Origin of the sequence: Streptomyces sp. NPDC086766 (assembly GCF_044746005.1) — a bacterium.
In the GTDB taxonomy this organism is placed as follows: Bacteria; Actinomycetota; Actinomycetes; order Streptomycetales; family Streptomycetaceae; genus Streptomyces.
Genome location: NZ_JBIVBI010000011.1, coordinates 146,991 through 162,201 on the forward strand (window position 1 = coordinate 146,991; position 15,211 = coordinate 162,201).

At 72.3% G+C, this 15,211-nt stretch carries 14 protein-coding genes; 6 read left to right on the forward strand and 8 right to left on the reverse strand.

What is annotated here, in order from left to right:
* Positions 1-3 precede the first annotated feature (3 nt).
* The gene (locus ACIPM1_RS21165) at positions 4-936 is read right to left on the reverse strand and encodes a carbohydrate-binding protein (protein WP_402436927.1); all 933 of its coding nucleotides are present in this window, start codon (positions 934-936) and stop codon (positions 4-6) included.
* Between the two features lie 118 nt (positions 937-1,054).
* Positions 1,055-2,710, reverse strand: coding sequence for a diguanylate cyclase CdgB (cdgB, locus tag ACIPM1_RS21170; RefSeq protein WP_402436929.1), 1,656 nt, complete (start codon positions 2,708-2,710; stop codon positions 1,055-1,057).
* A 353-nt stretch (positions 2,711-3,063) separates the two neighbouring features.
* Here cdgB and ACIPM1_RS21175 point away from each other — a divergent pair, with 353 nt between their 5' ends.
* On the forward strand, positions 3,064-3,675 hold the full coding sequence (locus ACIPM1_RS21175) for a flavin reductase family protein (protein WP_402437126.1): 612 nt from the start codon (positions 3,064-3,066) through the stop codon (positions 3,673-3,675).
* A 49-nt stretch (positions 3,676-3,724) separates the two neighbouring features.
* Here the strand turns inward: ACIPM1_RS21175 and arfB are convergent, their stop codons facing one another.
* Positions 3,725-4,162, reverse strand: coding sequence for an alternative ribosome rescue aminoacyl-tRNA hydrolase ArfB (arfB, locus tag ACIPM1_RS21180; protein WP_402436931.1), 438 nt, complete (start codon positions 4,160-4,162; stop codon positions 3,725-3,727).
* 164 nt (positions 4,163-4,326) lie between these two features.
* Between arfB and ACIPM1_RS21185 the strand changes: the two genes are divergently transcribed.
* Both ACIPM1_RS21185 and ACIPM1_RS21190 read left to right on the forward strand, forming a co-directional pair.
* On the forward strand, positions 4,327-4,902 hold the full coding sequence (locus ACIPM1_RS21185; protein ID WP_402436933.1) for a TerD family protein: 576 nt from the start codon (positions 4,327-4,329) through the stop codon (positions 4,900-4,902).
* A 109-nt stretch (positions 4,903-5,011) separates the two neighbouring features.
* Positions 5,012-5,527, forward strand: a complete 516-nt coding sequence (locus ACIPM1_RS21190) for a GNAT family N-acetyltransferase (protein WP_402436935.1) — start codon at positions 5,012-5,014, stop codon at positions 5,525-5,527.
* Positions 5,528-5,593: 66 nt separating this feature from the next.
* Here ACIPM1_RS21190 and ACIPM1_RS21195 read toward each other — a convergent pair whose 3' ends face one another.
* Positions 5,594-7,009: a M1 family metallopeptidase gene (locus ACIPM1_RS21195; RefSeq protein WP_402436937.1), complete on the reverse strand. Its 1,416-nt coding sequence runs from the start codon at positions 7,007-7,009 to the stop codon at positions 5,594-5,596.
* 39 nt (positions 7,010-7,048) lie between these two features.
* Between ACIPM1_RS21195 and ACIPM1_RS21200 the strand changes: the two genes are divergently transcribed.
* Positions 7,049-7,549 carry a hypothetical protein gene (locus ACIPM1_RS21200; RefSeq protein WP_356186262.1) on the forward strand — a complete coding sequence of 167 codons (501 nt, stop codon included), beginning with the start codon at positions 7,049-7,051 and terminating at the stop codon, positions 7,547-7,549.
* A gap of 69 nt (positions 7,550-7,618) precedes the next feature.
* On the forward strand, positions 7,619-8,074 hold the full coding sequence (locus ACIPM1_RS21205; RefSeq protein WP_402436938.1) for a hypothetical protein: 456 nt from the start codon (positions 7,619-7,621) through the stop codon (positions 8,072-8,074).
* 24 nt (positions 8,075-8,098) lie between these two features.
* Here ACIPM1_RS21205 and ACIPM1_RS21210 read toward each other — a convergent pair whose 3' ends face one another.
* From ACIPM1_RS21210 to ACIPM1_RS21225, 4 genes are all read right to left on the reverse strand, one after another.
* Positions 8,099-8,824 (reverse strand): pentapeptide repeat-containing protein, encoded by a 726-nt coding sequence (locus ACIPM1_RS21210; protein WP_402436941.1) that lies wholly within the window; start codon positions 8,822-8,824, stop codon positions 8,099-8,101.
* Positions 8,825-8,993: 169 nt separating this feature from the next.
* Complete coding sequence (locus ACIPM1_RS21215; RefSeq protein WP_402436943.1) at positions 8,994-11,627, reverse strand: glycosyl hydrolase; 2,634 nt, start codon at positions 11,625-11,627, stop codon at positions 8,994-8,996.
* Between the two features lie 130 nt (positions 11,628-11,757).
* A complete protein-coding gene (locus ACIPM1_RS21220; RefSeq protein WP_402436944.1) occupies positions 11,758-13,164 on the reverse strand; it encodes an NAD(P)/FAD-dependent oxidoreductase in 1,407 nt (468 codons plus the stop codon).
* Positions 13,165-13,173: 9 nt separating this feature from the next.
* On the reverse strand, positions 13,174-13,839 hold the full coding sequence (locus ACIPM1_RS21225) for a rhomboid-like protein (protein ID WP_402436946.1): 666 nt from the start codon (positions 13,837-13,839) through the stop codon (positions 13,174-13,176).
* A 158-nt stretch (positions 13,840-13,997) separates the two neighbouring features.
* Here ACIPM1_RS21225 and ACIPM1_RS21230 point away from each other — a divergent pair, with 158 nt between their 5' ends.
* Positions 13,998-15,206 (forward strand): nitrous oxide reductase family maturation protein NosD, encoded by a 1,209-nt coding sequence (locus ACIPM1_RS21230; protein WP_402436948.1) that lies wholly within the window; start codon positions 13,998-14,000, stop codon positions 15,204-15,206.
* Positions 15,207-15,211: the final 5 nt, after the last annotated feature.

A 15,211-nucleotide genomic window follows, 5' to 3' on the forward strand; every position in this document is an offset into this window, starting at 1 on the left:
GGGTTACTTGACCCAGCCCTTGACCAGCCAGAGCTGGTCCAGGTTGGCGTCGCACTGGTTGCCCTGCTCGCACGAGACCTTGATCGTGTTGGTGCCCTTGTTGAGCTGGATCCAGTTGAACGTCTTGGTCCACCCCTTCTCGTAGTCGCCCGCCGGGGCGCCCGCCCAGTTCTTGAGCTTCACGGGCGTGCTCGACGGGGTGCCGTTGAGCGTGAGGGTGGCGGTGCCGTCCGTGCCGGGGACGCCGTAGCCGACGAAGAGGGTGTACTTGCCGTCGGCGGGGATGCCGTTGACGGTCCAGGTGACCGAGGCGCCGACCTGGTTGAAGCCGCCCACGTAGACCCCGCCGTCCGCCTTGGCGCCCTTGACGTCCGACGCGGTGGTGGCGCCGCCGCCCAGCAGCAGCGCCTTGGCGTCGATCTTCGGGAGTTCGCCGTCCTGGGCCACGCTGCTGGTGGCCGAGGGGGTCGTGGTGGGGTGCTGGGAGGCCGTGGGGGCGGCGCTCGCCCCGGCGTCGTTCTTCTTGTCGTCCGGGGAGTCGCCGAGCATCGCGATGCTGATGCCGATCACCACCGCGGCGACCACCGCGACGGCGCCGATCAGCAGGCCCTTGGTGTTCGGGCCCCGGCCGCGGCCGCCGCCGCCCTGGCCGTGCTGGCGGGTCGTGGGGGTGCCGCCCGGAAGGGTCTCCGGCGCCGCGTAGTGGTTGTTCGGCTGGCCGTGGGTGCCCTGCTGCGGCACCTGACCGTAGGACGCCGTGGGGGCCTGCTGGCCGTACTGCCGCTGGCCGACCGCGCGGACCCGGCTGACCGAGTTCGGGTAGCCGTAGCCGCCGGACGGCGGCTGGGCCCCGTTGGCCTGGCCATCGGCGTACAGGTAGCCGAACGGGTCGTCGTTGTCCTCGGGCGTGCTCGCGCCGTTGGTGCCGGGCGTCATCCCTTGGTACTCCTCAACAGGTGCGGGTCGGATGCGGGACGTGGTGAGAGTGGCGAGCCTACCCGTTCCACGGGCACCAAACGGGTGACTCCCACCGCATCAGCACGCTGACCTGCGATCATCCAGCCCGACGATGTTGTTTGGGACGAGATCGTTTCTCGACGTACATCCGTTCGTCAGCGGATTTCAACACTTCGTCCGCCGTCATTCCACAGTGTGCCCATCCGATGCCGAAGCTGGCTCCGACCCGCACCGCGCGGCCCTCGGCCCGGATCGGCTGGATGATCTCGTTGCGCAGGCGTACGGCGAGGTCCTGGGCGTCGGCGCGGCCGAGGCCGTTGGCGAGGATGACGAACTCGTCACCGCCGAGCCGCGCGACCGTGTCGCCGTCGCGCACGCCGTTGCTGAGCCGCCGGGCCACCTCGATGAGGACGGCGTCGCCCGCGTTGTGCCCGAACCGGTCGTTGATCGACTTGAAGCCGTCGAGGTCGCAGAAGAGGACCGCGAGCCCCTTGGCGCCGTCGTCCCGGTCGTCCTCGGGGGCGATGGTGTGCACATGGTGGTCGTAGGTGTCGTACGGCGGCACGTCCGGCTGGAAGTCGAAGCCGTGGCCGCCGACGTCGTACGCCGGGTGCCCGTAGGCCGCGTCCAGGGAGTCGAGTTCCGCGTGCGCCGACTGGGGGCGCCGGCACAGCCGGGCGGAGAGGCGGGCGCGCAGCTCCGCGGAGTTCGGCAGGCCGGTGAGGGAGTCGTGGGAGGCGCGGTGGGCGAGGTGGAGCTCGCGGCGCTTGCGGTCCTCGATGTCCTCGACGTGGGTGAGCAGGAAGCGCGGGCCGTCGGCGGCGTCGGCGACCACGGAGTTGCGCAGCGACACCCAGACGTAGGTGCCGTCGCGGCGGCCCAGGCGCAGCTCGGCGCGGCCGCCCTCGGCGGACGTGCGCAGCAGGGTGCCTATGTCCTCGGGGTGGACGAGGTCGGAGAAGGAGTAGCGGCGCATCGCGGAGGCCGGGCGGCCCAGCAGGCGGCACAGGGCGTCGTTGGTGCGCAGGATGCGGCCGTGCTGCTCGCCGCCCATCTCGGCGATGGCCATGCCGGAGGGGGCGTACTCGAAGGCCTGGCGGAAGCTCTCCTCGCTGGCGCGCAGGGCCTGCTGCTCGCGCTCCAGGCGGACCAGGGCGCGCTGCATGTTGGCGCGCAGCCGGGCGTTGCTGATCGCGATGGCGGCCTGGAAGGCGTACATCTGGAGCGCCTCGCGCCCCCAGGCGCCGGGCCGCCGGCCGTTGCGCGGCCGGTCCACCGAGAGGACGCCGAGCAGCTCGCCGCGCCGGCCGTCCGGCGCGCCGGGGGTCCACATGGGCGCGAAGAGCCGGTCGGAGGGGTGCCACTCGTCCTCGAAGCGGGGGGCGGGCCCGTCGGTGTACCACTGCGGGACGTCGTCGTCGTCGAGGACCCAGCCCTCGGTGTGCGGGATGAAGACGAGGTCGTCCCAGTGCTCGCCCATGCCCAGCCGGCGCTCCCAGGAGTCGCGGGAGCCGACGCGGCCGGTGATGAGCGCCTCGGCGGCGGAGTTCCCGGCGAAGGCGGCGACGACGAGATCGCCGTCGGGGCGTACGAGGTTCACGCACGCCAGCTCGTAGCCGAGGCCGTTCACCACGCCGTCGGCGACGGTCTGCAGCGTGTCCGCCAGGCTGCGCGCGGTGTTCATGTCCGCCATGACCTGATGCAGTTGCCGCAGGGTCGCAAGGCGGACGTACGGCTCCGACTCGGTCTCCATGCTCGCCCTCCCCCCGAGACCTCGCAGCGAATCCAGGGTTCTCATCGGCGTATCGTCTGTGCAGCGTCCCCGCCACTGAATCACAGCGCGAAGCCCACTCGGTACACAGGGTCAACAATTCACGGCCCTTGTGACTCAAGTCACAGGCAAACCTGAACAATTGAGTGGAGATTCCGCGCTTTCCCCGCGCTTTTACCGATCGCACATGGTGTGGATGTGTGGACATGATGCACGAGAAGGACCGGTGACACGCCCGGAACGGGGGGAGAGCGGTCCGCCGCTGGTCCTAGGACCGGGCTCGGGCGGAGGCCCGATGCGGCCGGCGTGGGCCGGTGGTTAGCGTTTCGTGTGTGCTGAACTCTTCTTCCCCGCCCGCCTCCCCCGTCCGGCTCTCCCCCGCCGTCCCGGCTCCCGCCGTCCCGGCCGCCGCCGGGCATCCTGAGGGGGTGACCAACGACGAGTTCCGCGCCGCGATGTCCCGGCTGGCCGCGGGCGTGGTCCTGGTGACCGCGCAGGAGCCGCCGCTCGACCCGGACGACCCGGGGGCGCCCGCCGGGGAGGACGTGGGCATGACGGCGACGGCGTTCCTGTCGGTGTCCCTGGACCCGCCGCTGGCCATGGTCAGCCTGCGCGCGGGCTCCCGCATGGACGACCTGCTCGCCGAGCAGCCGCTGTGGGCGGTGTCCGTGCTGGCGGAGAGCCAGCGCCACATCGCCGGCCGCTTCGCCATGAGAGGGCGCATCAGCGACCGCCTGCTCTTCGAGGACATCCCCTACGTCCGCGGCGAGGTGTCCGGCGCGCCGCTGGTGGGCGGCGCCCTGGCCACCCTGGAACTGCGCACCGAGCAGCGGGTGGCGGCCGGGGACCACACCCTGGTGGTGGGCCGCGTCCTGACCGCCCGGGTCCCGAGCGCGGACGGCGGCCCGCTGCTGTACTTCCGGGGCCGCTACCGGCACCTGGGCTGAACGGGTCGGCGCCCGCCGCCGGCCGGGGAGCCGCCCGGCCGGACAGGTCCTACGTCCAGTCGCGGCCGGAGCGGCTCTGCTTGCGCTGCGAGCGCTGCTTCTTCTCCCGCAGCCGGCGCTCGTTGATCCCGCGCGGGATCCGGGTCGGCCGGCGCGGTCTGGGCGGGGGCGCGGTCGCCTCGGCGAGGAGCGCGGCGAGCCGTACGGCGGCGGCCTCGCGGTTGCGCCACTGGGAGCGGTGCTCGGAGGCGCGGACGCTGACCACGCCGTCGACGAGCCGTCCGGCCAGCCGCTCCAGCGCCCGCTCCTTCCACACCTGGGGGAGCGCCTCGGTCCGCGCCAGGTCGAAGCGCAGCTCCACCTGGGAGTCGCTGGTGTTCACATGCTGTCCGCCGGGACCCGACGAGCGCGAGAAACGCCACATCAGCTCGGCCTCGGGAAGCGAGACGGAGCCGCGGACGACATGAGGACCGGACATGTCCTCCATGTTCCCGGGTCCGGCCGGTCCACGTCACCCGGATTTCGCGGCCCGCGTCCGCCGAGATGCGTAAAAAAGGTAAAGAGATCCGGAACCCCGGGGACCCCCCTCGGCGTTCCTATGGGTGGCGGTAGCTTCGTCCGCACACGTAACGAGGGAAGGGACTCCCAACAATGGCTGTAAGCCTGTCCAAGGGCGGCAATGTCTCGCTCACCAAGGAAGCTCCGGGCCTGACCGCCGTCACCGTGGGCCTCGGCTGGGACGTCCGCACCACCACCGGCACGGACTTCGACCTCGACGCCTCCGCGATCGCCGTGAACCCGCAGGGCAAGGTGTACTCGGACGGTCACTTCGTCTTCTTCAACAACAAGCAGACCCCGGACAACTCCATCGTCCACACCGGCGACAACCGCACCGGCGAGGGCGCCGGCGACGACGAGGCGATCAACGTCAACCTCGCCGCGCTCCCGGCCGACATCGAGAAGGTCGTCTTCCCGGTCTCCATCTACGACGCCGAGAACCGCGGCCAGAACTTCGGCCAGGTCCGCAACGCCTACATCCGCATCGTGAACCAGGCCGGCGGCGCCGAGATCGCGCGCTACGACCTGTCGGAGGACGCGGCCACCGAGACCGCCATGGTCTTCGGCGAGCTCTACCGCAACGGCGCCGAGTGGAAGTTCCGCGCGGTCGGCCAGGGTTACGCCTCGGGCCTGGTCGGCATCGCCCAGGACTTCGGCGTCAACGTCTGACGGACACCGCCCCGCGCCCGGACCCCGGCTGCCCCGTGCGGCCGGGGTCCGCGCATGTCCCGCGCCCTCTCACCTCGGTGCCGACACCGGTCCGCGATACGTTGCCCGGGTGATCCTCGAGCCCCTTCGCGTCGCCCCCGACCACGACCTGCCGGGCGAGCTGCTGACCGAACTCACCGCGCTCTACGCGTCCAACCGCGCCTTCCACGCCCTCAGCGGGGACTTCCCCGACCCGGACGACATCCGGCCGGAGCAGGTGGCGGCCGAGCTGGCCGACGAGCTGGCCCATCCGGACGTGGAGGTGCTGCTCGCCCGCAGCGAGGGCCGGCTGGTCGGCGTCGCCATCACGCTCGCCCACCACCCCGACCCGGCCGACCCGGACCCGTGGATCGGCCTGCTCATGGTGGACGCGGCCGCGCAGCGGCAGGGCCACGGGCGCCGGCTGGCCGGCCTGGTGGAGGAGCGCCTGCGCGCCGCGGGCCGCACCGCCGTACGCCTGGCCGTCCTCGAGAACAACCCCGGGGCGCTGGCCTTCTGGACCGCCCTCGGCTACACGGTCGTCGACCACCGTCCGGACCGCCGGCTCAACCGCCCGTGCGCGGTGCTGCGCAAGGAACTGCGGTGAGGCGGGAGCGAGAGGTACGGGCCGGAGCGGCGCGGCTCAGGGGCGCGCGGCCCGGGGCGGCCCGTCTCAGGGGTGCGCCGGCTTTCCCTCGCCGTACAGCCAGTCCTTCCAGATGCCGCTGAAGTCCTTGTCCGGTGCCTTCTTCTCCACGTACGCCGTGAACTGAGCAGTGTCCGCGGTGCCGTGGCGGTGGGCGGCGGCCCAGCCCTGGACGATGTCGTAGAAGGTCTCGTCACCGACCTTCTGCCGGATCTTCTGCAGCACCATCGCGCCGCGGACGTAGACGGGGCTGTCGGAGATGTGCGCGGCGTCGCTCGGCTTCGCGGGCGGGAACGCCCAGACCGCCTTGTTGTCGGCGTCGTCGTAGTGGTCGCCGCGGTAGACGGAGTCGAAGGTCCGCTGGGCGCTGTCGCCGCCGTGGTCCTCCGCGTAGAGCCACTGCGCGTAGGTGGCGAAGCCCTCGTTGAGCCACATGTCCTGCCACGTCCTCGGGGTGACGGAGTCGCCGTACCACTGGTGGACGAGCTCGTGGACGAGCGTGGTCGTGTCGGGGGGGCCGGCGAAGACGGGGCGGTTCTGGGTCTCCAGGGCGTACCCGGCGTCACCGGGGCGGTCGACGATCACGCCGGCGGAGGAGAAGGGGTACGGGCCGAAGTTGGTCTCCGCCCAGTCCATGATCTCGGGGATCTTCGCGAGCACCGCGCGGCTCGCCTTGGCCTGGGTGGGGTCGACGGCCACGTAGACCGGCAGGCCGTTCTTCAGGGTGGAGCGGGTGACGGTCCAGCGGCCGATCGCGACGGTGGCGAGATAGGTCGCCATCGGCTCGTCGGTGTGCCAGTGGAACGTGGTCCGGCCGCCGCTCGTCGTCTCGCTCTTCAACTCCCCGTTGGAGACGGCCCGCAGGCCCTTGGGCACGGTGACGGTGATGTCGTAGGCCGCCTTGTCGGACGGATGGTCGTTGCCGGGGAACCACGCCATCGACCCCGTGGGCTCGCCGAGCGCGAGCGCGCCGTCGGCGGTGCGCAGCCAGCCCTCCTTGGAGCCGTCGGGGTCGGTGAGGGTGCGCGGGGTGCCCGCGTAGCGGACCGTGGCGGTGAACGTCTCGCCCCGGTCCAGCTCGCCGTGCGGGCGGACGGTGAGCTCCTGGCCGGCACGGCTGAACAGGGCGGCCCGGCCCTCGACGGTGACCGAGCCGACCTCCATCCCCGCCAGGTCGAGGTCGAAGGCGGAGAGGTCCTTGGTGGCGCGGGCGGTGATCACCGCGGTGCCGGAGAGGCGGTGGCCCTCCGGGTCGTAGGCGAGGGTCAGGCCGTAGTGGGTGACGTCGTATCCGCCGTTGCCCGCCTTCGGGAAGTACGGGTCGCGCACGCCCGCGCCGCCGGGGGTGCCGTGCACACCGCCGCCGCACGCGGTCAGCGCGAGGGCGAGCAGGACGGAGGTGCCGGCGGCGGCCGCGCGGACGACGGGTGCGGATCGGGACACGTGCGTGATCCTATGCGGGGGCGTGACACCATCGCCTGTGTGCTCGACATCGGCTACGCCCTCTCCCCCCGCTTTCCCGACCCGCCGCAGACGGACTACCGGCGCGCGGACGTCCACGCCCTGCGCCACGACCTGTTCAGCGGGGACGTGTACCTCGCCGACACCAAGGCGGACCGGGAGCTGGCCACGGCGTGGGGGTGGGTGCCGGTGCTGGACTTCGCGTGGGCGCTGTGCGACATCGTGGAGCTGCTGGACCGGGACCCGGCCGGGTCGCGGGCGTCGCGGCCGCAGCGGGCGGAACTGGACTTCACGGAGTCGACCGACCGGATGCTGTTCGAGCGCCGCTTCGGCTGGGTGGACATCGAGGCCGACTGGATGCCGGCCGAGGAGCCCCCGCTGACCTTCTCCCACACCGAACTGCGCCGGGAGGCAAGGGACTTCCTGCACGATCTGATCGCCGACCTGTGCGACATGCACGAGGACCTGGCGGAGAACCCGGCCGTCTGGACCCTCCAGGCCCGCTTCCCCCGCCTGCCCTGAACGTGCGGTTCCCCGCGCTGCCCGATCCGGCCGCCCCGCCCCGGGCGCACCCCGGTACGATCATCGCTCGTGCCTGAGACCATCTCCCGCCATCAGCGTTCCGCCCAGGGCCACTTGAGCCCCGGTGAGCAGCTCCGCACCTACGCCGTCGTCATCCCCGCGAAGAGCGCCAAGGGCATGAAGATGCGCGTCCACGGGTTCGGGCGGCTCGGCGGGGAGCTCGGGGACTACCTGATGCAGAACGTCGGCGCCCAGTCCGGCGGGCACGGAAGCGTCGCGGCCGGAGTGCCGGGCACCTCCGGCGCCCTGCTCCTGCGCGTCACCGACCAGCGCGTCGGACTGGTGCACCCGCTGGACGGGACTCCGGTGTGGGAGGTGCCCCGCGCGTGGGTGGCCCGGGTCGAGCGCCGCCCCCGGCTCCAGTTGATGGCCCGCTTCCGGCTGCACTTCGCCGACGGCTCCTGGCTCGCCCTCCTCACCATGCGCCGCCGGACGATCGAGCGGTTCCGGTCGGTGATCGGCTGAGCCGGCTCCGGGAGGGCGCCCCGCTCAGCCCTCCACGGCGATCCCCAGCTCCGCCGCCAGCAGCGGTGCCAGGTCCAGGAGCTGGGCGGGGCTGATCACCGCCCCGGCCAGCCGGTCCCACCCGCGCGTGAGGTCCAGCGGAGCGGCGCCCCGCAGGTCCACGTCGGTGAGGACGGCCGCGGTGAGGTCCGCGCCGCTGAGCGCGCAGTCCACGAACTCGACCCGCTCCAGCCGGGCTCCGCCGAAGTCCGGCTCGACGAGGACGCACCCCTCGAAGACGACGTCCCTGAGCCGCGCCGTGCGCAGGTTCAGGTAGTCGATCTTGCCGCCGCGGATCCACACCCGCTCCAGGACCGCCCCGTGCAGCTGCACGCCGCCGAGGCGGGCGTCGACCAGCTCCACGTCGCGCAGGGTCGACTCCGCGAGGTCGGTCCCGACGCCCCGGACACCGGTGAGGACCGAGTCGAGGAAGCGCGCGTGGCGCAGCGACGTCCCGTCCAGGGCGCAGCCGGTCAGCGCGCAGTCCAGGAAGCGGGCGCCCGCGCCGTCCTGGCCGCCGAGATCGGCCTCCCGGAAGTCCAGTCCGTCGTAGTCCCCGTCCGGGGCCAGCGCGCCGCCGTCGTAGGCCGCCAAGGGGGGCAGCCGCACCTCCGGCCGCCGCGCCGGCTTCACCGCGTCCCCGCGGCCGCCGCCCGCACCGGTCGTGTGCGCACCCGCGCCGCCGGTCCTGCCCGTCGCTCGCCTCACCATGCGCCCATCCTGCACCCGGCCACCGACAAGGCCGCCGACCTGCGCGGACGCCCGGCGATGTCCCGTCCCGGCCCTGCGGAGGCGGCGCCGCCCAAGTCGTAGCCTGAGAGGACGGGGGCAGCCCGCGAGGGTGGGGAGGGGTCCCTGCCGGGGCCCCTCCCCGTGGGGATCAGCGCAGGCGCCGCGGGTCGACGGCCCAGATGCCGCGCCCGTGGGTGGCCGCGTACAGCAGGCCGTCAGGACCGGTCCGCAGCTGCATCACGGCGGTGGTCGGCAGGTTCTCCCCCGCCACCTTCCAGCCGGCCGACCTCGGGGCGCGCACCAGCACGCCGAGGTCGGTGCCGAGGACGACCGTCCCGTCCTTCAGCATGGCCACCGCGTTCGCCGGGACGTCGGGCAGGTTGCCGGAGACGTCCTTCCAGGTCACGCCGCCGTCCCGGGTCTCGAACAGATGGCCGTAGCCCGCGCCGGGGCCCTCCGTCCACTTGCGCGAGAAGCCGTTGACCGCGAGCAGGACGTGGTCGGCGTTCGCCGGGTCGATCGCCAGGCCGGACAGGTAGCGGTTGGGCACCGTGCCGTCGGTCGGCAGGGTCAGCTGGTGCCAGCCGGTGCCGTCGGCGTTGCCGACCGCGATGCCCCGGGTGAAGCCCTGGTTGTTGCAGGGGCCGCACCAGGCCGCGTACACCCGGCCGCCGGAGGAGGCGACCGCCGTGGCGGTGTGGCCCGCGCCGAGGTCGAAGGCGCCGGTCCACTCGCTGCCGCTGCGGATCGCCCAGCCCTTGGTGTTGATCCACACGTGCCGCCCGCCGGCGACCCAGGTGTCGCTGTCCTTGATGTCGGCGTTCAGCGGCGCGATGAAGCGGGCCTCACCGGTGGCGCTGTCGGGCGGGGCGACGGAGTACGAGGTCGCCTTGGACGGGTCGCTGACCCAGCTCCCGTCGTTGACCGCGCAGTTCTGCGTCACCGACACCGCCAGGTAGACGTACTCCTCGGCGATGTTGCAGCCGTTGCGCGGGTCGGCGATCGTGTCGCCGCCGTCGCCGCCGAAGTTCGAGCCCATCACGCGGTCGCCCGGGCGCAGGATCGACTGGCCGTTGTCCTGCAGGCCGCCGGTGACGGCGACCCCGCGGCCGTCGGTGCCGACGCCGACCGAGTAGTACTGCAGGACGTCCATGGTGCCGTCGTTCAGCGAGGTCCAGTCGGTGGCGTGGCCCTCGGCGTTCGCGCTGCCGTTCAGCGGGCGGCGGAAGGCGCCGCCGTCGTCGCCGACGATCACGTACGGCTTGCCGTGGAAGCTGCCGGTCGTCACCGCGTGCTGGTCGGCGTGCACGGTGGCCGGGCAGTCGCCGGACTGCTTGGCCGGGTCGATGGACCAGCACTTGAAGCCGAAGTTCCAGTACGGTCCGGGCACCGTCCAGGACCTGCCGCCGTCCTTGGTCTCGAAGACCTCCTCCAGACCCGCGTACACGTGGTCGGGGTTCTTCGGGTCGACGGTGAGGAACTGGTTGTACCAGGCCTGGACGCCGGGCTGGTAGCCGTCGTAGGTGAGCGCCGAGCCGGAGTCGCGCAGCTGCTGGTAGCCGGCGATCTTCGTCCACGGGCCGGTCGGTGAACCGGACTTGGAGACGAAGATGCCCTCCAGGCCGCTGTCGGGGTTGGTGTTCATCTGCTCGGGCGACTGGTCGATGGCGTAGTACCGGGAGCCGTCCGCGCTGCGGGCGAAGGTGACGTTGCCGACGTTGTCGCTGTCGCTCGGCAGGTCGCCGAGCCCGGTCACCCGCTCCCAGCCGTGACTGCCCTTGGAGTAGAAGCCGTTGTAGGTGTCACCGCTGCGCCAGCCGACGGCGAGGACGACCTTCGAGGGGTCCTTCGGGTCGATCGCGATGTCGTTGGCGATGTTCTTGTACGGCGCGTTCGGGTCGGAGGCCTTCGAACCGCCCGGAAGATAGTCCGGGTTGGGCGCGAACTCCTGCTTCCAGGGGCCCTTCAGCGTCCTGGTGGAGTGGCTCCACACCCCGCTCGTGGTGGCCGCCCACACCTTGTCGCCGCCGAAGCGCAGCGCGTGGATCGAGGTCGACTCCAGCTCGTCGCCGCCGACCCGGTCACGTCGGCCGAACTCCCCGTGCCGGGGGTCGGCGAGGACGTAGACGCCCGTACCGAGGAAGGAGGTGGCGCTCGTGTTGGCCTCGCCCGTCGCGTACCAGAGCCGTCCGCGGCCGTCGAGTTGCAGGTCGCCGGTGGACAGCGCGGGCAGCCGGTCGGAGATCGGGCTCCAGTGGCCGCCGCCGGTCCGCGACCGGAAGACACCTCCGTTGGCCGAACCGGCGTACACATAGCCCCGGTTGTCGGCCGCCAGCCCGGTGACCCGGCCGGACACCCGGCCCGCGCCGCCGCTGGAGTTGGAGTTGATGTCCCGGTAGCGGGGGTCGTCGCTGTCGTAGGGCAGCCGGGTGACGTCCCGCCACTTGCCCTTCGTGTGCGGCAGGTTCTTCAGCGCCGCGTAGGCCGCGCCGTAGGCGCCGGGCGCGACGATGCCGGGCGAGGTGCGGGCCTCGGCGTACTGGTCGGCCTGCTCGGCGATCTCCTCGCCCTCGTTGCCCCCCTCGTCGTCGCCCTCCGTGGCGAGGGAGACCCGGCCCGGCTGCTGCTCGTTCAGCCGGGCCTGGTGGTGCTGCGCGCGGACGCCGAAGGGATCGACCCCGCGTCCCGCGGCCTGGGCCTGGGTGATGGTCAGTCCCAGTGCGGCGGTGGTGACGAGAACCGCCGCCGTTCTTTTTCTGCTTCGCCGGCTTGTGGCCGCCATGAAGTGCCCTCCCCTGGGAGCGGTTGCGTGCATGACACACTCGGCACACAGCTTCGACGGGATGGGCGTGACGGGAGACGTCCGTGCGGGCAATCAGAGCGTAAAGTTTCGGCCGTGGCGTGAGGCGCCGTCAGTGACGGCCCGCCACCCGGTCCGCGAGGCGGGCCAGTTTCGACGACCGCGCGCTGTGGGTGAGCAGTTCACGCCGGTCGGCGGTGCGGTAGGTGGCGTACATGCCCCGCACACCCAGCCAGCGCAACGGCTCCGGCTCCCACTTGCGGACCTTGTGGCCGACCCAGGGCAGGCGGGTCAGCTCGGTCGGGCCCGACTGGCCGGAATCGAGCTGGACCAGGTCCCGCAGGGTGCGGGCGGCGAGGTTGGCGGTGGCGACGCCGGAGCCTACGTAGCCGCCGGCCCAGCCCAGGCCGGTCGCGCGGTCCAGGGTGACGGTCGCGCACCAGTCGCGCGGCACGCCGAGGACGCCCGACCAGGCGTGCTCGATCCGCACCCCGGCCAGCGCGGGGAAGAAGCCGACCAGGATCTCCCGGAGCGCCTCGACCGTCGCCTCCTGAGTGCGGCCGTCGTGGTCGGTGCGCGAGCCGAAGCGGTACGGCACCCCGCGCCCGCCGAGCGCGATCCGGCCGTCGGCGGTGCGCTGGGCGTACATGTAGGCGTGCGCCATGTCGCCGAGGGTCTCGCGGCCCGCCCAGCCGACCGCCGCCCACTGCTCGTCGGTCAGCGGCTCGGTCGCGACCATCGAGGAGTTCATGGGCAGCCAGGTGCGCCTCTGCCCCTTGAGAGAGGCGGTGAAGCCCTCGGTGCAGCGCAGGACGTAGGGCGCGCGGACGGTGCCGTAGGGGGTGACCGCGTGCTTGGGGCGGATCTCCGTCACCGGCGTCGACTCGTGCAGGGTGACGCCGAGCGCCTCCACCGCCGCGGCGAGGCCCTTGACCAGCTTCCCCGGATGCAGGCGGGCCCCGTGCGGGGTCCAGGTGGCGCCGACGGCGCCGGCGACGCGGACGCGCTCGGCGGTCTCACGGGCGCCGTACAGTTCGCGGTCCTTCTCCCCGTACGACAGCTCGTGCTCGTGGAAGGCCTTCAGGCGGGCCAACTGGGCGGGTGTCCGGGCCACTTCCAGGACACCGCCGCGGTGCACGCCGGCGTCGACACCCTCTTCGGCGGCGGCTCGGATCACCTCGTCCACGGTGTCGTTCATCGCCCGCTGGAGCCGTACGGCGGCCTCGTGGCCGTGCAGCCTCGCGTACCGGTCGCGGCCCGCGACGCCGTTGTAGAGCCAGCCGCCGTTGCGGCCGGAGGCGCCGTAGCCGCAGAACCGCTGCTCCAGGACGGTGATCCGCAGGAAGGGCGCCGCCTTCTTGAGGTAGTACGCGGTCCACAGTCCCGTGAACCCGCCGCCGACGATCACCACGTCGGCGCTCGCGTCCCCGGTGAGCGGCTCCCGCACCGCCGGGAGGCCGTCGTCCGCGAACCAGAAGGAGATGCCGCCGTTGACGGGGCCGTGTGCCGCGCTGCTCATGGCCGGACGTTAACGCCTGTGGGCGACCGGTGTCTCCTTCGGATTCCATGCTTTTCCACGGCCCTTGACCAGCGGATAGCAGCCCAGTCCGATCAGCACGGCGGTGACGTGCCCCAGATCGGTGAAGGTGCGCCCGGTCAGCAGCGGCACCCCGTAGCCGGCCAGCACCACGGCCGCGTACAGGTACCGCCAGGGCGCGGCGATCCGGTACGTCAGCACGCCCATCACCCCCGCCAGCGCGTAACTCACGCCCACGTCGAGGGTGTTCACGGCGCCCACCGGCGCCACGCCGCCGCGTACCGCCCACAGCAGCGCGCCCTCGCTGATCAGCGTGGCCAGGGCGTGCGCCGCCACGCACACCAGCAGCCAGCGCAGAGTGCCCAGCCAGCGCTCGGCCTGCGCGTGGAAGACCGTGTAGAGCGCCGCGTAGGGCAGCCAGCTGCCGCTGTCGATCCACATGGCGCTGGCGACCAGCACCCGCACCGGATTGTTCGACAACTCGCGGATGTTGGTCGAGCGCTGCCGCAGGAACTGGTCCTCGAACTCGGGCGACATGTGGTGCAGCGCCACGGTGGTGACGAACAGGATCAGCAGCCACACGTACGTCCCCGGGGCGCTGCGGACGTACCGCGCCACGGCCCCGGCTCCCCGCCGTATCCGGATGAACCCGTTCATAGTGCAAGTATCGCCGGGGCCGGCCGGCCGCGACCGCGGCGCCCTGGGGGGCTACGGCGGCCGGGTGACGGCGGGCCCGCAGGGCCCCGCGAGCATGACACGCCGCCGTACGGCCCATCCAGGGTCCCATCGGGTTGTCGGGTCATAGCGTACAGAATATGACGAAACGCCATATTGCTTACCTAGCATGCGCCGCGGCGCTGCTCGGGGCCGGAGTCGGGGCCGCCCCGCCGATCAGCGTCCCCCGGGTCCACGTGGTGCACCCGGGACAGTCGATCCAGAAGGCGGTGAACGCCGCGAAGCCGGGCGACACCGTGCTGGTGTACCCCGGCACCTACCACGAGAGCGTGAAGGTGACCACGCGGGGACTGACCCTGCGCGGCACGGGCCGCCTCACCGTCATCGAGCCGGCCGCCCGGAAGGCCGCGCCGAGCGGCCACAAGGCCGTATCGAAGGGCCACAAGGCCGCGCCGAGCGGCCACAAGGCCGTATCGAAGGGCCACGAGGTCGTGTCGAAGGGCCGCAAGGCCGTGCCCGGCGGCCGCAAGGGCGCCAAGGGCACGCGGGCGGCGGCCAAGAGCTGCGCCGAGCTGGGCAACGGCATCTGCGTGGTCGGGGCGAAGGGCCACCCCCTCAAGAACGTCACCATCGCCTCCCTGACCGTGCGGGGCTTCGCCCGGACCGGCGTGATGGCCGTCGGCACCGACCGGCTGACCGTGCGGAAGGTGACCGCCGAGAAGAACGGGCAGTGGGGCATCGCCGAGGAGCGCGCCACCCGCAGCGTGTACCGGGAGAACACCGCCAGCGCCAACGGCGACGCGGGGCTGTTCCTCGCCAACACGATCACCGCCGAGCAGGGCGCCAAGGACGCGCGGGGCACGGTGGTCGACCACAACCTGCTGATCGGCAACCGGATCGGCGTCACCGTCCGGCGCCTGCGCAACGTCACCGTCACGGACAACGGCGTCACCGGCAACTGCGCCGGGGTGTTCGTCGTCGGCGACGAGAACAAGCCCAAGGCCGGCCTGACGACCGTGTCCGGCAACAGCGTCGTCCAGAACAACAAGTACTGCCCCAAGACCAAGCGGCTGGCCTTCCTGCAGGGCTCGGGCATCGTCCTGACCGGCGTCGAGCGCGTCACGGTGACGCGCAACCTGGTCACCGGCAACACGGGCAAGTCCCCGCTGTCGGGCGGCGTGGTGCTGTTCAAGAGCTTCGTCGGCGTCACCAGCGAGCGGAACCGGATCAACCAGAACATGCTGCTGGACAACGCCCCGGCGGACCTCGTCAACCAGGAGGTCGCCCGCAGCGCCAACACCTTCCAGGGCAACTTCTGCCGGTCCTCCAAGCCCGCGGGACTGTGCTGACGGAC